Origin of the sequence: Amycolatopsis kentuckyensis (genome assembly GCF_002155975.1) — a bacterium.
In the GTDB taxonomy this organism is placed as follows: domain Bacteria; phylum Actinomycetota; class Actinomycetes; order Mycobacteriales; family Pseudonocardiaceae; genus Amycolatopsis; species Amycolatopsis kentuckyensis.
Genome location: NZ_MUMI01000264.1, coordinates 1 through 23,669, shown reverse-complemented (window position 1 = coordinate 23,669; position 23,669 = coordinate 1). Strand labels below are relative to the sequence as shown.

23 protein-coding genes and 1 pseudogene are annotated in these 23,669 nt (G+C 72.5%); 14 read left to right on the top strand and 10 right to left on the bottom strand.

Translation table 11 applies throughout. The features are described from left to right. Both CCN39_RS25180 and CCN39_RS25175 read right to left on the bottom strand, forming a co-directional pair. Window positions 1-218: pseudogene (locus CCN39_RS25180) on the bottom strand (hypothetical protein); the annotation flags it as partial. Between the two features lie 274 nt (window positions 219-492). After that, entirely contained in the window at window positions 493-951 is a 459-nt protein-coding gene (locus CCN39_RS25175; protein WP_244210997.1) for a serine hydrolase domain-containing protein, read from the bottom strand. A gap of 107 nt (window positions 952-1,058) precedes the next feature. Here CCN39_RS25175 and CCN39_RS50235 point away from each other — a divergent pair, with 107 nt between their 5' ends. Both CCN39_RS50235 and CCN39_RS25170 read left to right on the top strand, forming a co-directional pair. Continuing rightward, window positions 1,059-1,214, top strand: a complete 156-nt coding sequence (locus CCN39_RS50235) for a type 2 periplasmic-binding domain-containing protein (protein ID WP_158104542.1) — start codon at window positions 1,059-1,061, stop codon at window positions 1,212-1,214. A gap of 167 nt (window positions 1,215-1,381) precedes the next feature. Beyond that, the gene (locus CCN39_RS25170; protein ID WP_086845922.1) at window positions 1,382-2,572 is read left to right on the top strand and encodes a glycoside hydrolase family 5 protein; all 1,191 of its coding nucleotides are present in this window, start codon (window positions 1,382-1,384) and stop codon (window positions 2,570-2,572) included. 63 nt (window positions 2,573-2,635) lie between these two features. Here CCN39_RS25170 and CCN39_RS25165 read toward each other — a convergent pair whose 3' ends face one another. The 3 genes from CCN39_RS25165 to CCN39_RS25155 form a co-directional block, all read right to left on the bottom strand. Continuing rightward, window positions 2,636-3,361 carry an ABC transporter permease gene (locus CCN39_RS25165; protein WP_086845920.1) on the bottom strand — a complete coding sequence of 242 codons (726 nt, stop codon included), beginning with the start codon at window positions 3,359-3,361 and terminating at the stop codon, window positions 2,636-2,638. Next, window positions 3,358-4,083, bottom strand: a complete 726-nt coding sequence (locus CCN39_RS25160; protein ID WP_086845918.1) for an ABC transporter ATP-binding protein — start codon at window positions 4,081-4,083, stop codon at window positions 3,358-3,360. Before CCN39_RS25160 ends, CCN39_RS25165 begins: the two co-directional genes overlap by 4 nt. Before the next feature lie 169 nt (window positions 4,084-4,252). Further along, window positions 4,253-7,129, bottom strand: a complete 2,877-nt coding sequence (locus CCN39_RS25155; protein WP_208630370.1) for a glycoside hydrolase family 9 protein — start codon at window positions 7,127-7,129, stop codon at window positions 4,253-4,255. 243 nt (window positions 7,130-7,372) lie between these two features. Here CCN39_RS25155 and CCN39_RS25150 point away from each other — a divergent pair, with 243 nt between their 5' ends. After that, entirely contained in the window at window positions 7,373-9,001 is a 1,629-nt protein-coding gene (locus tag CCN39_RS25150; protein WP_086845914.1) for a glycoside hydrolase family 27 protein, read from the top strand. Window positions 9,002-9,098: 97 nt separating this feature from the next. Then, window positions 9,099-9,533, top strand: coding sequence for a hypothetical protein (locus CCN39_RS25145; protein WP_244210996.1), 435 nt, complete (start codon window positions 9,099-9,101; stop codon window positions 9,531-9,533). A 90-nt stretch (window positions 9,534-9,623) separates the two neighbouring features. Here the strand turns inward: CCN39_RS25145 and CCN39_RS25140 are convergent, their stop codons facing one another. Further along, window positions 9,624-10,202: a TetR/AcrR family transcriptional regulator gene (locus CCN39_RS25140; RefSeq protein WP_244210995.1), complete on the bottom strand. Its 579-nt coding sequence runs from the start codon at window positions 10,200-10,202 to the stop codon at window positions 9,624-9,626. A 148-nt stretch (window positions 10,203-10,350) separates the two neighbouring features. On the opposite strand from CCN39_RS25140, the gene CCN39_RS25135 reads away from it, so the two are divergent. After that, window positions 10,351-10,584, top strand: a complete 234-nt coding sequence (locus tag CCN39_RS25135; protein ID WP_086845912.1) for a hypothetical protein — start codon at window positions 10,351-10,353, stop codon at window positions 10,582-10,584. A gap of 313 nt (window positions 10,585-10,897) precedes the next feature. On the opposite strand, the gene CCN39_RS25130 is transcribed toward CCN39_RS25135, so the two are convergent. The 4 genes from CCN39_RS25130 to CCN39_RS25115 form a co-directional block, all read right to left on the bottom strand. Continuing rightward, the gene (locus CCN39_RS25130) at window positions 10,898-11,248 is read right to left on the bottom strand and encodes a hypothetical protein (RefSeq protein ID WP_086845911.1); all 351 of its coding nucleotides are present in this window, start codon (window positions 11,246-11,248) and stop codon (window positions 10,898-10,900) included. Window positions 11,249-11,600: 352 nt separating this feature from the next. Then, window positions 11,601-11,939, bottom strand: coding sequence for an ANTAR domain-containing protein (locus CCN39_RS25125; RefSeq protein WP_244210994.1), 339 nt, complete (start codon window positions 11,937-11,939; stop codon window positions 11,601-11,603). Between the two features lie 83 nt (window positions 11,940-12,022). Further along, window positions 12,023-12,373, bottom strand: coding sequence for a hypothetical protein (locus tag CCN39_RS25120; RefSeq protein ID WP_086845909.1), 351 nt, complete (start codon window positions 12,371-12,373; stop codon window positions 12,023-12,025). A 105-nt stretch (window positions 12,374-12,478) separates the two neighbouring features. Continuing rightward, window positions 12,479-12,847: a hypothetical protein gene (locus CCN39_RS25115; protein WP_086845907.1), complete on the bottom strand. Its 369-nt coding sequence runs from the start codon at window positions 12,845-12,847 to the stop codon at window positions 12,479-12,481. A gap of 406 nt (window positions 12,848-13,253) precedes the next feature. Between CCN39_RS25115 and CCN39_RS25110 the strand changes: the two genes are divergently transcribed. The 9 genes from CCN39_RS25110 (at window position 13,254) to CCN39_RS25070 (ending at window position 23,432) form a co-directional block, all read left to right on the top strand. Continuing rightward, on the top strand, window positions 13,254-14,090 hold the full coding sequence (locus tag CCN39_RS25110; protein WP_086845905.1) for a hypothetical protein: 837 nt from the start codon (window positions 13,254-13,256) through the stop codon (window positions 14,088-14,090). Beyond that, entirely contained in the window at window positions 14,087-15,052 is a 966-nt protein-coding gene (locus CCN39_RS25105) for a polysaccharide deacetylase family protein (RefSeq protein ID WP_086845903.1), read from the top strand. The genes CCN39_RS25110 and CCN39_RS25105 overlap by 4 nt, the downstream gene beginning before the upstream one ends. Then, a complete protein-coding gene (locus CCN39_RS25100; RefSeq protein WP_086845901.1) occupies window positions 15,049-16,278 on the top strand; it encodes an O-antigen ligase family protein in 1,230 nt (409 codons plus the stop codon). The genes CCN39_RS25105 and CCN39_RS25100 overlap by 4 nt, the downstream gene beginning before the upstream one ends. After that, window positions 16,253-17,296, top strand: coding sequence for a glycosyltransferase (locus CCN39_RS25095; protein WP_244210993.1), 1,044 nt, complete (start codon window positions 16,253-16,255; stop codon window positions 17,294-17,296). Before CCN39_RS25100 ends, CCN39_RS25095 begins: the two co-directional genes overlap by 26 nt. Further along, window positions 17,293-18,129 (top strand): hypothetical protein, encoded by an 837-nt coding sequence (locus CCN39_RS25090; RefSeq protein WP_086845899.1) that lies wholly within the window; start codon window positions 17,293-17,295, stop codon window positions 18,127-18,129. The genes CCN39_RS25095 and CCN39_RS25090 overlap by 4 nt, the downstream gene beginning before the upstream one ends. Before the next feature lie 111 nt (window positions 18,130-18,240). After that, window positions 18,241-19,494 (top strand): glycosyltransferase 87 family protein, encoded by a 1,254-nt coding sequence (locus CCN39_RS25085; RefSeq protein WP_244210992.1) that lies wholly within the window; start codon window positions 18,241-18,243, stop codon window positions 19,492-19,494. Further along, the gene (locus CCN39_RS25080; RefSeq protein WP_244210991.1) at window positions 19,491-20,915 is read left to right on the top strand and encodes an oligosaccharide flippase family protein; all 1,425 of its coding nucleotides are present in this window, start codon (window positions 19,491-19,493) and stop codon (window positions 20,913-20,915) included. Before CCN39_RS25085 ends, CCN39_RS25080 begins: the two co-directional genes overlap by 4 nt. 277 nt (window positions 20,916-21,192) lie before the next feature. Continuing rightward, window positions 21,193-22,302, top strand: a complete 1,110-nt coding sequence (locus CCN39_RS25075) for a glycosyltransferase family 4 protein (RefSeq protein WP_086845895.1) — start codon at window positions 21,193-21,195, stop codon at window positions 22,300-22,302. Beyond that, a complete protein-coding gene (locus tag CCN39_RS25070) occupies window positions 22,299-23,432 on the top strand; it encodes a glycosyltransferase family 4 protein (protein WP_086845894.1) in 1,134 nt (377 codons plus the stop codon). Before CCN39_RS25075 ends, CCN39_RS25070 begins: the two co-directional genes overlap by 4 nt. The last annotated feature ends 237 nt before the right edge of the window (window positions 23,433-23,669 follow it).

Here is a 23,669-nt window from a genome sequence, read left to right as displayed (position 1 = left end):
CGCGGCGGGGCCAGCGCGAACAGCAGTCCCGCCGACCGGTCGAGGCTTCGCCGCACCCGGGACCGCCACTCGCCGAACACCGGCTGGCCGGCACTCCCCTGGAGCAGGTGCAAGCTGAGCAGGGTTTCCCACAGCGGATCCGGCTTGTCCAGGATCCTGGTGCGAGCGAGATCGTCGGTCTCGAAATGAATGCGCAGCGTATTCCCGTGTCTCCCCATGGCGGGGGATGATCACGGAGGAGGCCATGCACCCGCCATACACGGCTGTGTGGCCCGGCGGACGGTCACGGCCCGGCGTGCGGGGCAGGCGAGGAGCCGGCCGCCTCCGGACCGGCCGATCCGGACGGCACGCGTACCCGGACGGCACGCCGCCTGGCCGCCGTGCCGGCCTGGCGCCCGGGACCCGCCCCGGCCACCGTGCCGGCCTAGCGCCCGGGACCCGCCCCGGCCACCGTGCCGGCCTGGCGCCCGGGGCGGGGCGCCAGGCCGTTGCTCAGGCGTCCAGCGTTTGGTAGGCGGCCGTCCAGAAGTCCTGGTGGAGCCTTGGCGTGTCCGGGGAATCCATGGCCGTCTGGGTCAGCAGAATGCCCACCATGTCCTCCGCCGGGTCGGCGTACGCCGTCGTTCCGAGGCCGCCGTCCCAGCCGAACTGGCCCGGGGATGCCAAGTCGCGGCGGTGCGTGCGGACCGCCATCCCGAAGCCGTAGCCGCCGTGGCGGCCGAAGTGGTCACCGTATCGGTCCTTCTCCTCCTTCTGGGCCGGGGTCAGGTGGTCCATCGTCATCAGCGCGACCGTCGCGCGGGACAGCACCCGCCGGCCGCCGTGGCTTCCCCCGTTCGCCAGCATCCGCAGGAACGCGTGATAGTCGTCCACTGTGGACACGAGGCCGTCGCCGCCGGCTTCGAAGGACGGCGGGCGGCTGTACTTGCCGTTGCGGGCTTCGTCCCACACCGTCAGTTCACCCGTCGCCGGGTCGTGGGCGTAGCTCGTCGGGAGGCGTCGACGACATCTTCACCCACGTCGGCAACGGCGAGGGCTTCCACAACCTCGGCGGCCACGTGGCGCGCTACCACGCCCGGCCGGACATCGTGTACGTGCCGATCCACGACTGGGCCGGACTGCGCTGGGGCCTGGTCTGGCGCAGCGACACGGAGAACGAGATGGTCGACGCGCTGGCGGACGTGGTCCGCGACCTCGGCGTCGCCCGGTTGTGAACACCGTTTCGCGACGGCCACCTTCGAATGATTGTCGATTCTTTCGATTATTCGATGGCTTCGATAACCGATCTTCCGCGCGAAAACACTCGCACCGGCGGGAGGATTGACGAGTGGTATCGAGCATGTTGGAATATGTCCACCAAGGGGCATGAGAGGTATCCGCCATGACTTCGAGAGCAACGAAGCTCTTCCTTGCCGCCGCGCTTGCCGTCGCCGCCGGTGTCTCCGGGGTCTCTTCGGCCGGCGCCGCCACGCAGCTGAATGCGTCGCAGATCGTCGCCGACATGGGGGCCGGGTGGAATCTGGGGAATCAGCTGGAAGCCAACGCCAACGGGGTTCCCAGTGAAACCGCGTGGGGTCAGCCGACCGTCACCCAGGGGCTCATCGACAAAGTCAAGGCCGCCGGGTTCAAGACCGTCCGGATTCCGATCTCCTACCTCAACTACATCGGCGCCGGGCCGAACTACGCCGTCAACGCCGCCTGGCTGAACCGGATCCAGCAGGTCGTCGACTACGCCTACAAGCGCGGCCTCTACGTGCTGATCAACATGCACGGCGACGGCTACAAGACCATCAACGGCTCCTGGCTCATCTGCGACTCCGGCAACCAGGCCACCATCAAGGCCAAGTACCAGAAGGTCTGGCAGCAGGTCGCGGCCCGGTTCGCCGGCTACGACCAGCACCTGGTCATGGAAGCCATGAACGAGGAGTTCGACGGCCAGTACGGCAACCCGACGCAGCCGTGCTACTCGAACATCAACGCCTACAACCAGATCTTCGTCGACACCGTGCGCAAGGCCGGCGGGAACAACAGTTCGCGCTGGCTGCTCGTCGCCGGCTGGAACACCAACATCGACTACACCACCGGGAACTACGGCTTCACGCTGCCGACCGACCAGTTCCGTTCCCCGTCGATTCCGGCCGGTGAAAAACGGATCATGATTTCCGTGCACTACTACAGCCCGTGGGACTTCGCCGGTGAGGAAAACGGCACCATCACGCAGTGGGGCCGGGGCGCCACCAATCCGTCGAAAAAGTCGACCTGGGGACAGGAAGACTACCTCGACGCCCAGCTGAAACTCGTGTACAACGCGTTCGTCTCGAAGGGCTATCCGGCCGTCGTCGGCGAATACGGGACCATCGACAAGTCGGCGTTCGATTCGGCCAGCAACCGGTACCGTGCCGACTTCGCGCGTGCCGTCGTGTCGACGGCCAAGAAGTACGGGGCCGCCACCGTCTACTGGGACAACGGCAACAACGGCCAATACGGCTTCGGCCTGTTCGACCGGCGGTCCTACGCGGTGACGCACCAGGGCATCATCGACGCCGTCATGGGCGGCCTCGCCAGTCGATGACCTGCCGCTCGTCCCACAGCAGCGCGGATGGCGTCGTTCCCGGGACTTTCGGCACCAGCGCGCTCAGGGCGTGCGGCGCCGCAGGGTCGCCGCACCGAGCAGCAGCGCCAGGACCGCGCAGCCCGCGATGATGCCGATGTTGCGGACCAGGGTGCCGTCGACCTCGGCCGAGCGGGTCACCTGGGTGAGCGCGTCGACAGCGTACGACAGCGGCAGGACGTCCGACACCGCGCCGAGCACCCAGCCCATCTCCCCGCGCGGCACGAACAGGCCGCACAGCAGGAACTGCGGCAGCACGAACACCGGCAGGAACTGGATCGCCTGGAACTCCGTGCGGGCGAACGCGCTGACGAACAGCCCGAGCGCCGTGCCGAGCAGCGCGTCCAGCACCACGACGAGCAGCAGCACCCAGACCGAGCCGGCGATGTCCAGCCCCAGCCAGGTCAGGGAGATCCCGGCCGCCACGACCACCTGCAGGGTCGCCAGCAGGCCGAACGCCAGCGCGTAGCCGAGGATCAGGTCCAGCTTGCCGATCGGCAGCGTCATCAGCCGTTCCAACGTCCCCGTCGTGCGCTCGCGCAACGTCGTCACCGAGGTCAGCAGGAACATGATCGTGAACGGGAAGATCCCCAGCAACGCCGGCGCGACCGCGCTGAACCGCTGCTCCGAGTTGAGCACGTACCGCAGCAGGATCATCAGCACGCTCGGCACCGCGACGAGCAGCACCACCGTGCGCGGGTCGTGCCGCAGCTGGGTGAGGATCCGGCGGGTGGTGGCCAGCGCGTTCATCGCGCCGCCTCCGTCCGGCCCCTGATCAGGCGCAGGAACGCCCGCTCGAGATCGGGCGCGCCGGTTCGCGCCCGCAGGACCTCCGGGGTCCCCCGGGCGAGGAGCTTCCCGCGGTGCAGCAGCAGGAGGTCGTCGCAGCGGGCGGCTTCGTCCATGACGTGACTGGAGATCAGCAGGGTGACGCCGGTGGCGGCCAGGTCGTGGAACAGCTTCCACAGCTCGTCGCGCAGCTCGGGGTCGGAGCCGACCGTCGGCTCGTCGAGCACCAGCAGCTCGGGCGTGCCCAGCAGCGCCACCGCCAGGTTGGCCCGGCCGCGCTGGCCGCCGGAGAGTCGCCCGATCAGGACCCGGGCCGAGGCGGTGAGCCCCGTCTGGGTGATCACCCGGTCCACGTCCGAGGGTGGCGTGCCGAGCACCGCGGCGAAGTAGCGCAGGGCTTCGGTCACCGTGAGGTCCGCGTAGATCGCCGGGTCCTGGGTCGCGTAGCCGATCCGCCGCCGCAGCTCGGGGTGGCCGGCGGGCCTGCCGAGCACGTCCACGCGACCCGACTCGACGACCTGCACCCCCACGATCGAGCGCATCAGCGTGCTCTTGCCGCAGCCGTTCGGCCCCAGCAGGCCGGTCACCGTCCCGCGCCGCACGGTGAACCCGATGTCGCGCAGCACCTCTTCGCCGCCGCGGTGGACGCGCAGGTCTGCCACGACGATCGCCGGCTCGTCCACGGCGTGCTCCTTCCACCCCGGACCACTCATGGTGAGCGCCGGTGCGGGCGGAGACAAGAGGGGAAAAGTGCGGGCAGATGCGCCGAGGGGGGAGGAGGCGCACCTGCCCGCAGGGGTGAACGTTAGCGGAGTCTCCGTCCGTTCGCCGATCGAGCGACCGGAACGGGCGTCACCCGCACGTCTTCCCGTTCACCGCGAAGGACGACGGGGACGGGTTGCTGCCCGTTTGGCTGCCGTTGAAGCCGATCGAGACCGACTTGCCCGGCGCCACCGAAGCGTTCCAGGGCAGCGCCGTGGCGGTGACGTCCGCGCCGGACTGGGTCCACGTCGCCGACCAGCCCTGGGTCACCTTCTGGTTACCCGGGAAGGTGAACTTCAGCGCCCAGTTCGACCACGCCGTGGTTCCGGTGTTGGCCAGGGTGAGGTAGGCCGTGAAGCCACCGGACCAGTTGTACCCCGTGTAGGTCACCGAGCAGCCGCCGCCCGAGCTGTCCGGCAGCGTCGTGAACTGCGTCGACGCCGAGTCCGGGCCGGTGAGACCCGCGCCGTTGCGGGCCACCACGACCAGGGTGTACGCGGTCGACGGCGACAGCCCGGTCAGGGTCGTGCTCGTCCCGGTGACGGTCGCGAGCACCTTGCGGGTCGCGCCGGTGACGCTCACGACGTCGTAGTTCTTGATCCCGCTTTCGGCGTCCGAAGCCGCCGCCCAGCTCACCGTCGCCCCGGTGGCGGACACCGCGGACACGGCGGGCTTGCCGGCCGCGGCCGGGGCGGTCGTGTCCACCGCGGACGGCGACTTCTCCGCCGTCCAGTTCGCCAGCCAGGCCAGCGCCGAGTTCCAGTTGACGGCGACCTCGTTCACCGAATACGCCTGGATGTCGTCGACGAAGCAGCGCTGGGGCGCGCAGCCGGCGAGCAGGCGGGCCGCGGTCGGGTCCTGGAGGCCGCTGTTGGGCCCGCCGGACAGCGCCCCGGGCGGTGCGGTCGGCAGCGCCGGGTCCAGCTGGTGCGCCCAGAACCGGTGGTGCACGTTCTGCACGGCCTGGTCACCGTGGCCGGCGACGTAGGAGTAGTTCGCCGGGTTGCGGCCCAGCAGGTAGTCCATGGCCTGGAAGGCGCCGTCGCGGTACTTGTCCTGCTTGGTGAAGTCGTACGCCAGGGCCAGCACCACGCCGTTGTTGGCCACCAGGCCGTTGGATCCCCACTCGTACGTGCCGTCGGCCGTGCGGTAGGGCGCGGGGTAGCCCATGCCCGCCATCTGGGCGAGGTGGCTGTCGGCCGTCGTGGTGATCGCCGTCTTGATGGCCGCGACGTCCGCCGCGGGCAGGTCGGTGGGCACCAGCGCGAGGGTGATGTCACCGAGCGCGCCCGTCGAACCCCAGTCGAAGCCGTGGGTGTTGAAGCTGACGCCGCGGTAGAGCGCGGAGCCGGTGACGTCGGTGCGGTACGCGCTCTTCGCCGTCGTCGCGAACAGCTCCGCGGCCGCCCAGTAGAACTCGTCGGTCACGGTGTTGTCGCTGTAGGTCCCGCCGCCGGTGCCGTCATTGGGGTCGGCGAGCACGTTCGGGTTGGCCTTCGCCGCGGCGTAGGCCTTCTCGGCCGCGGCGAGCGCCTTGGCCGAGTACGCCGGGTCGATGGTCCGCCACAGCCGGGACGCCTGCGCCGCGACCGCGGCCATGTTCAGCGTCGCCGCCGTGCTCGGCGGGGAGAGCCGGCGCGGCTGGCTGTCCAGCTCGGGCCGGGTCGGCAGGGCGGTCCACGCCGCGTCGTGGATCTTGTGGTGCACCATGCCCGCGTTCGGCTTGCCGTCGGGGACCTGCATGGAGAGCAGGAAGTCGAGCTCCCAGCGAGCCTCGTCGAGGATGTCGGGGACGCCGTTGGCCCGCTCCGGGATGGCCAGCTTCCCGTCGCCCAGCGCGCTCGCGTCGCCCAGCTTCAGCGCGCGCTCGTACTCGTCGAGCAGTTCCCAGGTCGCGATGCCGCCGTTGACGACGTACTTGCCGTGGTCACCGGCGTCGTACCAGCCGCCGCGGACGTCGAGGGTGTAGCCGCAGTTCAGGTCCGACCGGCAGGGGACGTTGTTGTCGCCCTGGTTCGGCGCGACGTTGACGTGTCCCGCGGGCCGCGCGTACGTGGCTCCGACGTACTGGGCGTCGATCGCGATCCCGCTGCGCTGGTGGTAGAAGAACGCCAGCGAGTCGTAGCGCAGCTTCTTGAGGCCGTCCGCGGAGATGTCGAACGGGAAGCTCGTCTCGGAACCGACGGCGAGGGTGTAGCCGGTGCCCGCGGTGTCGTAGGCGGAGAAGTCGATGTCGTGGACGTTCTCGCCGGAGGCGGCGTCCGCGCCGCGGGGGCGGGTCTGGCCGGTGGTCACCGCCGTGCCGGCGGCGTTGCGCAACGTCCAGGTCACCGGCGTCGCCGAGCTGTTGATGACCGTGGCGTGCTTGGGCAGGCCGGGGGTGTAACTTTCCTGGTTCACCCGGATGCCGCTCGTCGGCGGCAGGCCACCGGGCGGGATCACGCCGCCGATCAGCGAAATGTTGTCCAGGCAGACGGTGTTGTTCGCGGCCTGGCCGCCGAACCAGAAGGCCAGCTGGCCGTTGCCCGCGGCCGGGAAGTCCAAAGTGGACGTGAAGGTGACGGTGAAGTGCTGGGTCGCGGGCGTGACGGTGAGGTCCGTGCGGGAGATCTGCCGGTAGGGCGAGACGGCCTCGCCGGCGACGGCGGAGATCTGCTGGGTGGTCGTGGCGTGCGCGTCGAACTTCAGCGTGTACTGCTGCCCCGCCTCGAAGGGGACGCCGTTCTGGCCGGCCAGCGCGTCGTAGCCGTTGGCCGTGCCGCCGGTGACGTCGGTGCAGAACTCCCCGCCGGTGACGCGGCCGGTGGTACCGGACCCGGCCCACCAGGGGTCGAGGGTGCCACTGGCGAAGGTGCCGTTGAGCAGCCGCTCGTAGTCCGCGGCCGCGGCGGGCACGGAGCCCGCCGTCACCCCGAGCGCCGTCACCGCCAGTAACACCAGACCAGCCCGGAATTTCCTTGCCCGCATTCGCCATCTCCTCGTCGTCGAGCCCGGCGGAAGTGGGAGCGCTCCCAGACAGGGGACTGTAATCATGCGCGTGCGCCTTTGGCAATGATCCTTGGCGGAGGGTGGACGCGGTACCGGCCTTCGTCTATACATACGTGGGCCATCGGGTCAGCCAGGCCGAAATTTTCGGAAAGTTTCACGACTGTCCGTGCGACCGGAAATGTTAGCGCTAACTCTCGGTCGCTTGCCCGGAAAGGGGCGACGATGCCCGCTCGAACCCGTTCACGGATCCTGCACTTGTTCACCGCGGCGGCCGCCGCGCTGTCGTTGTCCGCCGCGGTCCCGGCCGCCGCCGTCGCCGCGCCCGGGAGCCCGGCGGTGACCCCGCCGCTGGGCTGGAACAGCTGGAACAGTTTCGGCTGCAACGTCAGCGAAACCACCATCCACCAGGCAGCCGACGCGATGGTCTCCTCCGGCATGCGCGACGCGGGCTACCAGTACGTCGTCGTCGACGACTGCTGGTTCGACCCGCAGCGCGACGCCCAGGGCAACCTGCGCGGCAACGCCTCGAAGTTCCCCAGCGGCATGAAGGCCCTCGGCGACTACATCCACGCCCGCGGCCTGAAGTTCGGCATCTACCAGGTCCCCACCGACCGCACGTGCGCCCAGCGCACCGGCACCTACCCCGGTTCGACCGGCAGCCAGGGCCACGAAGCCCAGGACGCCCGCACGTTCGCCTCTTGGGGCGTCGACTACCTGAAGTACGACTGGTGCTCCCCCGCCGGCACCCGCGACGAGCAGGTCAGCCGGTTCGGCCTGATGCGCGACGCCCTGCGCGGCACCGGGCGGCCCATCGTCTACAGCATCAACCCCAACAGCTACCACGCCATCACCGGCGACAAGTACGACTGGGGCCAGGTCGCCGACCTGTGGCGCACCACCGAAGACCTGCTCGACATCTGGCAGAACGGCAACACCAACAGCTACCCGATGGGGGTCGGCAACGTCCTCGACGTCACCGCCCCGCTGGCCGCGCAGGCCGGTCCCGGGCACTGGAACGACCCGGACATGCTCGTCGTCGGCCGGCCCGGCCTGTCCCTGACCGAATCCCGCGCCCACTTCGCCCTCTGGGCCCTGATGGCCGCGCCGCTCATGGCGGGCAACGACATCCGCACGATGTCCGCGGACATCAGCGCGGTCCTGCGCAACCCCCGCCTGCTGGCGGTCGACCAGGACAGCCTCGGCGCCGGCGGGCGCCGGGTCCGCGACGACGGCAACGTCGAGGTCTTCGCCAAGCCGCTGGCCGACGGATCCGTCGCCATCGGCCTGCTCAACCGCGGCAGCGGCACGACGACCATCAGCACGACCGCGGCGCAGATCGGGCTCTCCGGGACGTCGTTCACCCTGACCGACCTGTGGACCGGCGGCACGTCGGCGTCCGGTGGAGCGATCAGCGCGAGCGTGCCCGCCCACGGCGTCGCCGCCTACCGCGTCACCGGCGGCACCCCGCTGGCCGCCACGACGTCGCGGCTGCGCGGCACCGGCTCGAACCGCTGCCTCGACGTCGACAACGCCTCCACCGCCTCCGGCGCGGGCACGCTGATCTGGGACTGCCAGACCGCCGCCAACCAGCTGTGGACCACCTGGGCCAACGGCGAAATCCGGGTGTTCGGCGACAAGTGCCTCGACGGCACCACGAGCGGGACCCGCGTGTTCAGCCGCTCGTGCACGGGCCAGAGCAACCAGCAGTGGACGCTCGGCTCGGACGGCACGATCCGCAACGTCCAATCAGGACTGTGCCTCGACGTCGAAGGGGCCGCGACCGCCAACGGGACCCGCGCGATCCTGTGGTCCTGCAACGGCCAGGCGAACCAGAAGTGGAGCCGCGCCTGAACCTCTGTGAGACAGTTGACTCACAGAGGGGTCGAGTGCCACCATGGCATTCTATGAGACAGCCGTCTCATAGAATGCCATGGTGAGGAGCTGGTCGTTGTCCACGTGGTTGCTGGTCTACGGAATGCTGTCCGCCTACTGCCTGGCCGGCTGCCTGATGGAGCACTTCGCCGTCTTTTCCGGGTGGCCGGCCGTCGGCGGCGGCGAGTTCCGGGCCGTCCAGACGAGCCAGGGGCACGGCAGCGGAATCGTCTACGTGGTCCCGAAGGTCCTGCTGACGGCGTTCGTGATCGTCGCACTGGCCGCGGGCACCATTCCGGCGTGGCCGCTGTGGGGTGGTTTGGTGGCGTTGAGCGCGTCCTGGCTTTCGTTCGCGATGATCCAGCTGCCGATCCAGCTGGCCATCCGGGAAACGGCCGATCGGGCGGCCATCGCGCGTTTGCTGCGGACCGACTGGATCCGCGTGCTCGCGATGGTGGCGCACTTCGCGTTCGCCGTGGTCGCCATCACCATCGCGAGTTTCGGGGCTTGATCACCAGCGCTTTGTACGTCTCGTGTATCGCGCCGGGGCCGCCACCGCCGTCGCGCTCTCTTCTACAAGAACGTCCCGGTGGGGTGAAGGTCAAAGCCCGGGCTGGGGCCGCCAGGTGCCCACGCTGTCGACGAGCCGGGCGATGAAGTCGTCGGAAACCGGGCGGCGCTGCGACGTCGCCCGGTAGACGATCGGGCCGACGAGCAGGGCCGTCAGGTCCGCCTGCTCGATGTCCGTCACCAGCTCGCCGGCCGCGACCGCCGAGCGGATGGCCGCCTGCAGGCGCTCCGCGATCGTCCGGACCGATTCCTCCTGCCGGTGCGCTGCCTCCGGGTCCGACAGCGCGGACTGCGCCAAGGTGAGCGACACGGCGGCGACCGCCGGGATCGCGAGCTCGTCGGCCATCCGCCGCAGCTGGCCGCACAGCCAGGGGCGCAGCGGCGGCTCCGGGTCCTTGAACAGCGGCAGGTCCGCGCCGCCCATCGCGTCGAGCAGGAGCTGGTCGGCCCGGGGCCAGTGCCGGTACACCGTGGCCCGGCCGACCCCGGCTTCCTCGGCGACCCGCCGGTGCGTGACGGCGTCGAGCCCCTCGCCCGCCAGCAACCTCCGGGCCGCGGCGACCATCGCCGCCCGGCTGCGCTCGGCCCTCGGGTCGGTCGAATAGCTCACCGTCGCATCCTACGAGACGCCGCGCGGCCGGCCGGGCGCTCGGCAGCCGGGCCTTCTCACCTGACCGGGGGACGCGGTGACGGTAACGCCCCGGCGGTAACGGAGCGATAACGAGACACGGACCGTCCGACCACAGGAGAACTTTCGCGTGGAAACACCGTGCCGAGGCCCCATCGACGTCACCCGGGTCACCGGGTTCGACACCGGCACCGCCGACCCTGACGACCTCCGCCGCGCCGTCGCGGCGTCCCCCGGCTACACCCGCGCCGCCACCGAACAGCAGGCGGCGGTGCTGGACATCGTGCTGCGGGTGGGCACCACGCCCGTCCCGGAGCCGAGACGCCGCCGCGGGGTCGTCGGGAGACTGCTCGGCCGCCGGTAGAAACGGCGAAAGCCGCGACCGGAGTCCGGTCGCGGCTTTGACACCCGGGGCTTCACCCCGGGCCGGAGGCCTCGCCGGGCCTCCGAAAAGCGAACTTTGCCTGCGCCGGGTGGGACCGGCTCACCGGCTCTGCCCGGCAGCCGGTCCCACCCGTGCCGGCGTCGGCACCAGGTCGCTGCGTGCCCGGGACGGGGAACCGGAGTGTGCAGCTCGCTCCCTGTTCCGGGCACGCCGCACGACATCAGGCGCGGCGCCGGTTTCCGCGCCCCGGCCGGCTTCCGCACACACAACGGGCAGCCGCGGCGCGGGGGACTCAGTGACCCTGGCTGGTGCCGCCGTCGGCGATGCCGCCCGAGGCGCAGTTCTCCGGGTTCTCGCCGCTGGCCTCGTGCTCGCCCGGCGACAGGATCGGCACGCCGATGCCGTTGAGCGAGTTCTGGATCGGCACCTGGACGCCGAGCACGTTGATGTTGTTGTCGCACAGGCCGACCACGGCCTCGACGTTGTGCAGGACGTCGGTGTTGTTCAGGTTGAGCAGGCCGAGCTGCCCGGTGTGGCCGCCGTGGTGGTCGTGGTCGAACGGCGTGTCGGCCGCAGCGACGCCACCGGCCAGGAAAGCGCCGGCCGCCATGGCAGCCGTGACGATTCCAACCTTCTTCAGCATTTGTTCTCCTCGATAGTTCGGTGCATCGGACAGGACGGCGGCGAGGTGTGTTCTCCGTCCCGCGTGGGGAAAACGTACTGAGAAAACAGGCCGGATTCCACTTCGCGCCACCATCGGGTGCGCACCACAAGCCGCTGACCGGGCCGCGATTGGCCCGATCGGGTCATTGGGGTTTCATCCGGAAAAAACCGTTTTCCGGAAACGGGCCGCATTCGCACACTCGTTCAGGACGCAACCACCCGAACAATCGCGGCGAAAACGCGGCGGGAGCCCTATGCTCGGTCGTACGGAACTCGTTCCCTCGACCCCGGGAACGGGTCTCCGGCTGGAGAACCGGCGAGGCGTGAACCCCTCAGCCGAGCCCGCAGCCGGGCGACGCCCGTCCTCGCCGGTTCCCAGCGGCCGGTCCGGCCGGCAGGTGGCGGCACAACACCGCGCGGACCGCGCGCTCGGTGTCCGCATCGGACAGTCCCGGTTCGGCGTCGCTGCCGGCGGCCACGACGACCGCGGCCACGTCACGGAGCTTGACGTTGCTCAGCTGCGACACGGTGACCAGCACGCCGAAGGCCTCTTCGGCGGAGCAGCCGCGCAACAGCATCACCATGCCCTTGGCCTGCTCGATCACCGGCTGGGACGACAGTGCCTCGCGCAGCTGCGCGTTCTCGACCGCCGGGTCGACGTCACCGGCCACGGTCGTGCTCCCCCGCCTTCCTCTGCCCAGCGAAAAGCCGCCGCGCGGAAAAGCATCCGCGCGACGGCTTCCGATCGGGTCGCTCAGTGGCCCTGGGCCGTCCCGCCGTCCGCGATGGCGCCGCTGGCGCAGTTCGACGGCGACGAGCCCTCGGCTTCGTTCGCCCCCGGCGACAGGACCGGGACGCCGACACCCTCGGCGACGTCGTGCACCGGGACCTGCACCCCGAGCACGTTGACGGTGTCGTCGCAGACGCCGCCGACCAGGTTCACGTTGTGCAGCGCGTCGAGGCTCTGCACGTTGGCCAGGCCGAACTGCTCGCTGTGGTCGACCGGGTGCCCCTCGACGGTGACAGTGGTCGCCGAGGCCGAGCCGCCGAACGCGGCCAACCCGGCGGCCAGTGCGGTCGCGACGAATCCGAGCTGCTTGATCACGAAAAAAACTCCTCAACTGCCCGCCCCGGAACGGGGCGGTACTTCACGGCGCAAACGGAAGCCGCGCCATTCCGGAAATCATTTCTTCCCGCCGGGGCGGAAAGTTCAGTCGCCCTGGCTGGTGCCACCGTCGGCGAGCCCGCTGGAGGCGCAGTTGTACGGCGACTCGCCGCTGGCCTCGCTCGCACCCGGCGACAGGACCGGCACGCCGATGCCGTTGAGCGAGTCGTGGATCGGCACCTGGACGCCGAGCACGTTGATGTCGTTGCCGCACAACCCGAGCGTGCCGTTGACGTTGTGCAGCGCGTCGGTGTTGTTCAGGTTGACCAGGCCGACCTGGCCGGTGTGGTCGTAGCCGTAGTGGCCGTGGTGGTGGCCGTGCTCTTCGTCCGGCGTCCCGGCGGCCGCGATCCCACCGGTGACGAATGCCCCGGCCGCCATGGCGGCGGCGACGAAGCCGATTTTCTTCAGCATGGATTCTCCTCGAAAGACAATTGCTGGAGCAGCATTCAAGGCATTGTTCCGCCTCGGTGGGAAAAACGTACTGACGAGCCGCCGCGCATTCCAGCTGATTCACCGATCGTGTGGGGTCCGCAACCCCCTGACCGGGGTTCCTGTAGCTCGAACGGGTGGGTCGCGCCGAGGTGTCCGCGATTCCGTCCGGAGGACGTCGCGGATGATCAACGAACCGTTACTACGCAACGTGTTCTGCCGGTCGGAACACTCCGGCGCGTCACGCTTTGGGGTTGCTCGCCTTCCGCATATCCGTCTCGGAGCGTGACGAATTCCGGAACTCCATCCTTCGAAAGTGAAGCCACTTCCGCGTTCCTACGCTTTGCCGGGTCACCCGGTTCGCGGTGCGGGACGTGAGGAGTGGTTCGTGGTGGATTACGCGGTGCTCGTGGCGTCCGCGGTGCTCTACGCGGTGGGGATCGTCGCGCAGAGCGTCGCCGCGCGGCGGGCGGGCAACCGGCCGGGCGCGGGACTGGGCCTGCTGGCCCGGCTCGCCGCCGATCGCCTGTACCTGCTGGGTTTCGCCGGTCAGGTGGGCGGTTTCGCGCTCGCGTTCTTCGCGCGCGCCTCCCTTCCGCTGTACCTGGTTCAGGCCGCGTCGTCGTCGGCGATCGGGCTGGCCACCGCGTTCGGCGTCGTCGTCCTCGGCTGGCGGATCCGCACCGGGGAAGCGATGACACTGGTCCTGCTGGCGTCCGGGCTGGTCGTGCTGGCCGGGTCGGCGTCGCCCTCGGTCGCCGCGGACCTCCCGGCCGCCGGGGTCGTCGCGCTGGCGGCCGTGGTGCTCGGGACCGGGCTGGCCATGATCCCCGCCGGCCGGGCGGGGACGTTCCTGCCGGCCGCGATCCTGTCCGGGGTCGCGTTCGCCGTCGTGGCGGTCGCCAGCCGGACCCTCGCCCACCTCGATCTCGCGGCCCTGCCGGGAAATCCGCTGACCTGGCTGATGCTGGCGGCCGCCGTGCTCGGCCAGGCTTCGATGGCGTCGGCCCTGCAGCGCGGGCCGGCCGCCGCGGTCGTGGCCACCGCGGACGCGACCACGATCGTGCTGGCGTCGGTCACCGGCATCGCCGCCCTCGGCGACCACGTCGTCGCCGGGCAGGGGCCGTGGGTCGCCACCGGTCTCGCCGTGGTCGTGTGCGGCGTCCTGCTGCTGGGCGTGCAGTCCCGCGCCACCGCGCCCGCCCTCGCCGGGGAAGCCGCGTGACGCCGCGGCCGCTCGCGAGCGTCTCGGTCGACCTCGACAACCTGTGGGCCTACCTCAAGACCCACGGTGATCCGGGCTGGCGGGACCGGCCCAGTTTCCTGCCGTCCGCGGTGCCGCGGCTGCTGGAGATCCTCGGCGAACAGGGTTTGACGACAACGGTCTTCGTCGTCGGAGCCGACGTCGTCCGCGAAGACGGCGCCAAGGCGGTCGCCGAGATCGCCGCGGCCGGGCACGAGGTGGCCAACCACTCCTTCGGCCACGAACCCTGGCTGCACCGCTACTCCCGCGACCGGCTCGAAGACGAGCTGAGCCGGACCGAAGACGCGATCGCCGCCGCGGGCGCGCCCCGGCCGAGCGGGTTCCGCGGCCCCGGCTACAGCGTCACGCGCGATCTGGTCGAGCTGCTCGCCGAACGCGGCTACGCCTACGACGCCAGCACGCTGCCGACCTGGATCGGCCCGCTGGCCCGCGCGTACCACAACCGCACGGCGAAGAGCTCGGACGAAGGGCTCGACGAGCTGTTCGGCGGCGTCTCGCGGGTGCTGGCGCCGGTGCACGCCTACCGCTGGCAGACGTGCGCGGGCAGCGCGCTGGTCGAACTCCCGGTGACGACGATGCCGCTGCTGCGCACGCCGATCCACGGTTCGTACCTCCTGCAGCTGCACGCGCTCTCGCCGCGGCTGGCCCGGGCGTACTTCCGCACGGCGTTGCGGCTCTGCCTCGTGCGCGGAGTTTCGCCGTCGCTGCTGCTGCACCCCACCGACGTCCTCGGCGCCGCCGACGCGCCCGGGATGGAGTTCTTCCCCGGGATGGCGGCACCGGGTGCGCGGAAGGTGGCCTGGCTCGGCTGGGTGCTTTCCGCGCTGCGCGAGCACTTCGACGTCGTCGGCACCGGGGAGTACGTCCGCCGGACGGCCGTGCGGCGGACCCGGCCGGTGACCAGATTGGACATCGGGAGGTGACGCTGGTCGTCCGGCCCTCGGCCCGCGAAACCCGGGAGACGCTCGTGCTGCGGGTCCTCGCGTGCGCGACCGTCGCCCTGGCGCCGGTCGAGGGCTACCTGACGGCCGTGCAGAGCCAGCTCGGCAAGGTGACGCCGGCGCTGCTCACCGTCGTCTGGCTCGCGGTGCGGATCCGACGGCGGCAGCCCCCTCGCCCGACGCCGCTGCACGCGGTCCTGGCGCTGCTCGCCGTCGTGCTGGCGGCCACCGCGTCGGTTCACGCGGCCGGCGAGTTCACCGCCGAGTACACCGTGCGCTGGCTGCCGTTCCTGGTGGTCACCGTGGCGCTCGCGGACGTCGCGAGCCGGGAGGTCCCGATCCGGTGGCTGCTGCTGGCGGCGGCCGCGGGCGCCACCGTCGCCGGCGCGGGCGCCCTCTACAGCCTGGTCGCCGAGGGCGAAGCCCGCGCGAGCGGACCGCAGCCGGACCCGAACGACCTGGCCTACTTCCTCGTCGCCGCCGTCCCGCTGCTCGCGGCGCTGCACCGCCGGGGCCGGGGGTTCCCGGTGACGGCCGCGGGCATCGTCCTGGTGGCCGGCGCGACGGCGACGTTCTCCCGCGGCGGCGCGCTCGGCTTGGCCGCAGCGGTCGGCTGGCTGCTGCTGCGCCGGGTGCTGCCGTGGCGGGTGCTCGCCGCCGCGGCCGTGGCGGTCGCCGGGCTGGGACTCGGCGCGTCGGCGTTCGCCGGGCCGCAGCTGGACCGGGCGCTGCAGGAGAAGAGCTTCATTGCTGCGTCCAATGTGGACACCCGGGAGCTGCGCTGGCAGGCGGCGGCCCGGATGCTGACCGCCCACCCGGTGCTCGGCGTCGGCCCCGGCGGGTTCCGCGAGCACTACGCCGCCGAGTCGCACAACGCCGAGGTCGACGAGCAGACCCCGGTGGCGCACAACATGTACCTCGAGGTCGCCGCGGAACTCGGCCTGCCCGGGTTCGCGCTGTTCGCCGGGGTGGTCGGCGTCGCCGCGGTGGCGAGCGAGCGGACGGTCCGGTCGGCCCGCCCCGGGCCGCGGCGGACGGAAGCGGTCGCGATCCAGGCGTCGCTGCTCGCCGTGCTGGTCACCTCGACGTTCCTGTCGGAGCAGTACTACCTGCCGTTGTGGTCGCTGGCCGCGTTCGCCGTCGCGGCCGAAGCCCGGGTTCGAGAAGGAGAGGGGAGCGCCGATGCGGGTGCTGCACGTGATCAGTGAGATGGGGGCGGGCGGGGCGGAGACGCTCGTGGCCGGCATGGTGGCCCGCGGCGAGGAGTACGGCTGGGTGTCCGCCGTCGCCAGCGGCGGGGGGTTCCGCGCCGACGCGCTGGCCGCGGCCGGCACGCCGACGTTCCCCGTGCCGCTCGCCCGCCGCAGCAAGGCGGGCGTGCTGAAGGCGGCGTGGGCGACCCGCCGGGCGGTTTCGCGGTTCCGGCCCGACGTCGTGCTGGCCCACAACGTCGGCGCGAGCCTGGTGGCCCGCCTGGCCGGACGCCGACCGCTCACCGTCTTCCACGGCGTCGCCGATTCGGACTACGCCGCGGCCGCGCGGATCCTGCGGCACACCTCCGGCCAGGTCGTCGCGGTCTCGGAGGCCACCGCGGACCGGCTGGCAGCGGCGGGGCTGGAGCGGCCGGTGGTGATCCCCAACGCGGTGTTCCCGCGGCCGCCGGTGTTCGGGCGCGCGGAGATCCGCGCGTCCCTGGGGGTCCCTTCGCGGACACCGGTCGCGCTCTGCCTGGCCCGGCTCGAACCGCAGAAGCGCCACGACGTGCTGCTGGACGCCTGGGCCGCGGTCGACGGCGACGCCGTGCTGTGGCTGGCCGGCGACGGCAGCCTGCGTCCGGAGCTGGAACGCCGGGCGGCGGCGCTCGGCCGCCGGGTCGAGTTCCTCGGGACGCGCGCGGACGTGCCGGATCTGCTCGCGGCGGCCGACGTCACGGTGCTGACCAGCGACTGGGAGGGCCTGCCGCTCGCGGTGCTGGAGTCGATGGCGGCCGGCCGGCCGGTGGTCGCGACGGACGTCGGCGGGATCGGCGGGGTGCTGGCCGGGGGCGGCGGGATCGTGGTGCCGCCCGCGGACCCGGCCGCGACCGCCGCCGCGCTGAGCACGCTGCTGTTCGACGTGACCGCGCGGAAAACCGCTGCCACCGAAGGAATCCGGGTCGTGGAGCGCGACTACGACCCGCACACGCTCATGAAGTCCTACGACGAGTTGCTCCGGGGTGCCCGATGAAGTCCGTGGTTTCGAGCGTCGGCGTGGCGCTGCTGGTGGGTGCGCTCGTGCTGGTCGCGGGCCTGACGCGCGGCCCGGAGTACCAGGGCCGGGTGAGTCTGCTCGCCGCCCCCGCCGCGGCGGACGGTGCGCCCTACGGCGAGGTCGTGTCGCTGGCGTTGCCGGCGTTGGTGGAGCTGGCCCGCAGCCCGTCGGTGCTCGCGGCGGCGGCCCCGGTGTCCGGGTACGGCGCGGACGAGCTCGCCGGGCACGTGTCGGTGGAACTGGTCCCGGCGTCGGGCCTGGCGCGGCTGTCGGTGCGGGCGCCCTCGGCCGAGCAGGCCGGCGCGGCGGCGATGGCGCTGGGCAAGGCGATGATCGACGCGGACCTGCTGGCGCCGGCCGGGAAGCTGCGGACGTTGGATTCGCGGCCCGAGGTGGTCACGGTGGCGCCGGACGTACCGCTGGTGAGCGGGCTGGCCCTGGTGGCCGCGGTCGCGGCCGGCCTGGCCACGACGGCCGTCCGCCGGCTCACGCCGGGCGGCCCGGTGCGCCGCGCGCTGGCGGCGGCGGGCGTGCACCGCCCGGTGGCGCTCGTCCGGGAGGAGGACCCGTCGGCGGCGGACCGGCTGGCGGTGCTGTGCCGCGCGGCCGGGCGGCCGGTGCGGGTGGTGCCGGTGACGCCATCGTTGACCGAGGTCGCGGCCAAGCTGGCGGCGGGCCTGCCGGAGGAGAGCGGCGAGGGCGCCTCGGTGGTGGCGGTGACGGCGGACGGGCGGAAGCAGGCCGACCTGACCGCAACGCTGGGTGTGCTGCCGGCGGACGCGGTGCTGGTGGCGGTGGTGCTGGCATGAGTTCCGGACAGCGCACGGTCTCCGTTCTCGCGGCGGAGGTGCCGGCATGAACCCGAGCCGACTCCCGCACCCCGCCGAACCAGCCCCCCGCCCCGCGGCGGAGGTGCCGGCGTGACCTCGAAGCCGACCACAGCGCCCGCCCCGGTCTCCGGCGGCGCGCGCATGTCGCCGAAGCAGCGTCTCGTCCTCCTCCTCGCGACTCTCGCCGGAGCCGCGAGCGCCTGGCACGCCGTCGCCCCTTCGTGGCAAGTCCCGCTCCCCACCCCCGCCGTCGCGGGCGAAGAGCGGTTGCAGGATTTCCGGGACGCCCTCTACTTCCCCATCCGCGAATTCTTCGCCGGCGGCAACCCCTACGACCCCGCCGCGATGTTCGCGCACTGGCCGGTGCGCCAGGACTTCAACCTCTACCAGCCCTACCACCTCGTCCTGCACGCACCGTTCGCCCTGCTCGGCTACCGCGCCGGCGCCGTCGCGTTCACCCTCTTCTCGCTGCTGCTGCTCGTCGCGCTCGCCGCGTTGACCGCGCACGCCGTCCGGCGGTACGTCCCCGTGCCGTTCGGCGTCACCACCGCCGTCGTCAGCGCGCTGCTCGTGACCAGCCAGGTCGGGAAGGCGCAGCTCTACGTCGGCCAGATCAACCCGCTGATCGCCCTCGGCGCCGCCGGTGCCCTGCTCGCCCGGCGCGACCGGCCCGGGTGGGCGGCCGTCGCCCTCGCGCTCGCCTGGCTCAAGCCGCAGTACGGCTTCCCGCTGGCCGTCCTGCTGTTCGCCCGCGGCTCGCGGCGGGTCGCCCTGCTCGGCACCGCCATCGCCGCGGCCGCCAGCCTGCCGGTCGTCCTGCTTCTCGTGGTGCGCGGTGGCGGCATCGGGCCGTTCGCCGACGTCATCCTCGCGAACCTCGCCCACGCCCGCGGCACCGACTACGGCGCGGTGGATTCCGTGACCGCCCAGCGCATCGACGTCGCCGCGGTGCTGTTCCGCGTCACCGGCTGGGCGCCCGCCGGCGTCGAACCGGTGGTGCTGGCCGGCGTGCTCGTGACGAGCGCGCTGCTCGCCCGGCGCGCCGCGCACCCGGTCGCCGATCTGCTGACCGTCCTCGCCGTGGTGGTCTGCGTGGTGCACCAGCCCGGCGACGTGCTGATCGCCGTCCCCGCGATGGCCGTGGTGGCCGCGCTGTGGTGGCGCCACCGGGGCGAGCCGGGGTGGGGTGCGGCCGGGACGGCCGTTCTCGCGCTCGCCGTCCCCTTCGCTCACCTGTACACAGTGGACAGACTGTTCGGGCCGCGGACGTCGGTCACCGTGGACGGTGCGGCGGTGGTCGTGGCGTGGGTTCTGGCCGTGGTCGCCGCGAGGAAGGCCGCGTGACGACCGCGCTCGGGACCCGCGCGGTCCGCGGCTCGCTGTGGCTGGGCGTGGTCAACCTCGTCAGCAAGAGCAGCCAGATGCTGGTCACGCTGCTGCTGGCCGCCCTGCTCACCGAGGGCCAGCTCGGCGCGGTGGCGCTCGCGGTGGCGCTGGTGAACCTCGGCCAGGTCGTCCAGTCGATCGGCGTCTACGACGTCATCGGCCGCACCGAACGCGACCCGCGCCGGACGGCGGGCACGGTGCTCACCCTGAGCGTCGGCGCCGGGATCGTCCTGGCCGCCGCGCTGGTGGCCGCGGCCGGGCCGCTCACGGCATTGCTCGGCACCCCGGACGCCGCCGGGCTGGTCCGGCTGGCCGCGCTCGGCCTGCCGTTCTCGGCGGCGGGTGGCGTGCAGATGGGCCTGATGCACCGCGAACTCGACTTCCGGCGCCGGCTCGTGCCGGACGGCGGCAGCGCGGTCCTGGGCGCGGCGCTGACGGTCGTGCTCGCCGCGTGCGGCGCGGGGCCGCTGTCACTGGTGCTCGGCCTGCTGGCCACGGCGGTGTCGCAGCCGCTGCTGGGCGCGCTGGCCCGCGGCGGGGTAAGGCCGTGCTGGGACCCCGGTGCGGCGCGCGAGGTGCTGCGCTGGGTGGCCGTGGTGGGCCCGGCCGCGGTGGTGGGTGCGCTGCTGGTCAACGTCGACTACTTCGCGGTCGGGCACGTGCTCGGGCCGGACGCGGTCGGCGTCTATTCGCTGGCGTACCGGCTGGCGTGGGTGCCGTACATCATGGTGGCGGTCGTGCTCGGCGCGGTCGCTTTCCCGGTGTTCACACGACTGCGGCGCGAAGGGGCGCCACTGGCCGGGGCGGTCGCGCGGTTCACCCGGGCGGTCCTCGTGGTGACCGGCGGGCTGTACCTGGCGCTGGCGGTCCTCGCCGGCCACGTCGTGCTGCTGGGCGAGCGATGGGCGGGGGCGGCCGGGCCGCTGGTGCTGCTGTCGGGTTACGGCGTGGGGATCTGCCTGCTGCAGATCTGGTACCAGGCGGTGAAGGCGACCGGGCACGTGCGGCGGTACCTGGCGCTCGAGACTTCGCACCTGGTGTTGCTCGCGACGGGGCTGGCGGTGCTGACGCACGCCGGGATCGCGGCGGTCGCGGTCGCGCAGCTCGCGGCCGCGTGGCTGGTGGTGCCACTGGCGTGGCGGGTGCTGGCCGGGCTGGGAGTGGCGCCGTCGATGGCGGAGTTGGGCGGGATGGCGGTTCGCGTCGCGCTGGCATGCGTGGCTGGTGCGGTGCCGTCGGTGCTGCTCGGCCGGTGGCTGGGGGGCTCGCTGCCGGGGGTGCTGGCCCAGGCGGCGGTGCTGGTCGCCGGTTACGCCGGGGCGACCTTGCTGCTGCAGCGGAGCGCGCTCGCCGAACTGCGCCGGGGAGGGCTCCGGTGAACACCGCCACGACTCTGCGGCGCCGGGTCGCCCGCTGCTCACCGCCACCGGGCCCGGCTCCCGGGCGCCGGTTCGCCTGCTCCGGGCCGCCACCCGATGCCGCCACAGCTCCCGGGCTCCGGCTCGCCCACTCCGAGCCACCACCGGATGCCGCCACAACACCCGGGCTCCGGCTCGCCCACTCCGAGCCACCACCCGATGCCGCCACAACACCCGAGCCCAGGCTCGCCCACTCCTCACCGCGACCACTCACCGAACTGCGCCCGGGAGGCCTCCCGTGAAGCTCGTCCACGTCACCCAGCCCGTGTCCGCGGGCGTCGCCACGGTCGTGCTGGAACTCGCCGTCGCGCAGCAAGCGCGCGGCTGGTCCGTCGCCATCGCCTGTCCGCCCTCCGGGTGGCTCCCCGATCGCGCGCGCGAGCACGGGGTCGACGTGCGCTGCTGGCCGGCCGGGCGCGCACCCGGCCCCGCGTCACTCGCCGAAGCCCGCCGCCTGCGTCGGCTCCTGACCGAGCTCGACCCCGACGTCGTCCACCTCCACAGCTCCAAAGCCGGCCTCGCCGGGCGGCTGGCCGTGCGCGGCGCCCGGCCCACGGTGTTCCAACCCCACATGTGGTCCTTCGAGTCGGCGAGCGGGCTCCTGCGCCGCGCGGCCGCCGCGTGGGAGCGCTTCGCGTCGCGGTGGACCGATCTCCTCGTGTGCGTCAGCGACGACGAGCTCGCCTCCGGCCGGGCCGCCGGGGTGACCGCCGAGGCGGAAGTCGTCTGCAACGGCATCGACACCACCCGGTTCGTCCCCGGTGACCGGACCGCCGCGCGCCGGCGGCTCGGCCTGCCCGAGCACGTACCCATCGCCGTCTGCCTCGGCCGGCTCGCCCAGTTCAAAGGCCAGGATCAGCTGCTGTCGGCCTGGCCCGCGGTGCTGCAGCAGCTGCCGGACGCGCAGCTCGTCTTCGCCGGCGACGGGCCCATGGGTCCGGTGTGGCGTGCGCGGTACCCGTTGGCGGGGCACGCATCCGTGCGCTGGGCGGGGCACACCGACGACCCGGCCGCCTGGTACACCGCCGCGGACGTCGTCGTCCTGCCCTCGCGCGCCGAAGGCATGGCGCTGGTGCCGCTGGAAGCGATGGCGTGCGGGCGGCCGGTCGTCGGGTTCGACGTCGGCGGGATGCGGCAGAGCGTCGCGGACGCGGGCGCGGTGGTGGCGCCCGGTGACGTCGGCCTGCTCGCCGAGGCCGTCGCTGCGCGGCTCGCCGACCCCCAGCTGGCCCGGCGCGAAGGCGAACTCGGCCGCCGCCGCGTGGAACTGTCCTTCGACCGGGGGCGGATGGCCGACCAGATCGCCGCCCTCGTCGACAAACTCACCCCGTCGGAGCGCCTCTCGTGACCCGCATCGCCTATCTGCTCACCCAGGACCGCGGCGGCCCGGTGGACGTCACCGTCCGGCTGGCCGCGACGCTGGCCGCCGACGGCCACGACGTCCGCGTCTTCGGTCCCGTGCCCGCGCGCGGCGCTTCGCTGCTCGACGGCCTTCACGAGGAACTCGCGGTGTCCGACAAGGAGGACCTCGCCGCGGCGGGCCGGGCGCGGGCGGCGCTGCGGGCGTGGCGGCCCGACGTCGTGCACGCGCAGGACCGGCGCGCGGGCCTGGTGATCGCGGGCCTGCGGTTCACCCGCGGACCGCGGCCCGCACTGGTCCAGACCTATCACGGCGTGCCCGACGACGTCGCGGAGCCGTGGTTCCGGGGCGCGCGCGGGGCGGCCGGGCCGTCGGGGTACACGCGGACGGTGCTGGCCGCGGACGCCGTCGTCGCGCGGGTCCTGGACCGCACGATCGTGCCGGCCGAGGCGATGGGGGCCTTCCTGCGCCGTCGCCTGCGGGTGCCGGCCGGGCGGCTGGTGCACGTCGAAAACTGCGTCGCGCCGGCCGAGCCGGCTCCCCCGCGCGGACCGGTGCGGCACCTCGTCTTCGCCGGGCTTCTGGTGGAGCGCAAGGGGGTGCTCGACCTGCTGGCCGCGTTGTCCCTCCCGGGTGTGCTGCCCGGCGACGCCCGGCTGACGGTGATCGGCGACGGCCCGGAGCGCGCGGCGGCGGAACAGGCCGCGCGGCAGGCGCCGCTGGCGGGGCGCGTGACGTTCCTCGGCTTCCGGCCGGACGTCCCCGCCCTGCTCGCCGAGGCGGACGCGCTGGTACTGCCGTCCACAATGGAGCAACAGCCGCTGGTGGTGGCCGAGGCGATGATGGCGGGCAAGCCGGTCCTGGCGACGGCGACCGGCGGCGTCCCCGCCATGCTCGACGTCCCGGGCGGGCCGGTGTTCCTGGCCCCGCCGGGCGACGTCCCCGCGCTCGCCGACCGGCTACGGGCCCTATTCGCGGAACCGGACCCGGGCCGGCTGGGCCGGCTCCTCGCCGAACGCGCCCACGCCCGCTACCGCCCGGAGGCCTGCGCCCGCCGTCACCGGGACCTCTACGACCGGCTGACCACATCGTGTCGTCCCGCCGATCACGCGAGTTGACCCTTCGATCACCGGAACTCGCGTGATTCGGGCCGGAACTCGCGTGATTGAAGGCCGAACTCGCGTGATTGAAGGCCGAACTCGCGTGATTGGAGGCGGAACTCGCGTGATTGGGGGGTCGACACGGGTCAGCGGGCCCAGAGGCGGCCGACTCGGAACTCGTCGCGGGTGACTCGCCAGGCACCTCGCTTGACGAGCTGCTGGGGGTCGACCAGGACGATCGCGTCCGCGGCTTCG

What these genes read in the sequence shown, in the direction of transcription:
- CCN39_RS25095 (WP_244210993.1), top strand. Translation starts at nt 16,253, where the DNA reads ATGCGGGTGCTGCACGTGATCAGTGAGATGGGGGCGGGCGGGGCGGAG.
- CCN39_RS25165 (WP_086845920.1), bottom strand. Translation starts at nt 3,361, where the DNA reads ATGAACGCGCTGGCCACCACCCGCCGGATCCTCACCCAGCTGCGGCAC.
- CCN39_RS25155 (WP_208630370.1), bottom strand. Translation starts at nt 7,129, where the DNA reads ATGCGGGCAAGGAAATTCCGGGCTGGTCTGGTGTTACTGGCGGTGACG.
- CCN39_RS25130 (WP_086845911.1), bottom strand. Translation starts at nt 11,248, where the DNA reads ATGCTGAAGAAGGTTGGAATCGTCACGGCTGCCATGGCGGCCGGCGCT.
- CCN39_RS25115 (WP_086845907.1), bottom strand. Translation starts at nt 12,847, where the DNA reads ATGCTGAAGAAAATCGGCTTCGTCGCCGCCGCCATGGCGGCCGGGGCA.
- CCN39_RS25150 (WP_086845914.1), top strand. Translation starts at nt 7,373, where the DNA reads ATGCCCGCTCGAACCCGTTCACGGATCCTGCACTTGTTCACCGCGGCG.
- CCN39_RS25090 (WP_086845899.1), top strand. Translation starts at nt 17,293, where the DNA reads ATGAAGTCCGTGGTTTCGAGCGTCGGCGTGGCGCTGCTGGTGGGTGCG.
- CCN39_RS25170 (WP_086845922.1), top strand. Translation starts at nt 1,382, where the DNA reads ATGACTTCGAGAGCAACGAAGCTCTTCCTTGCCGCCGCGCTTGCCGTC.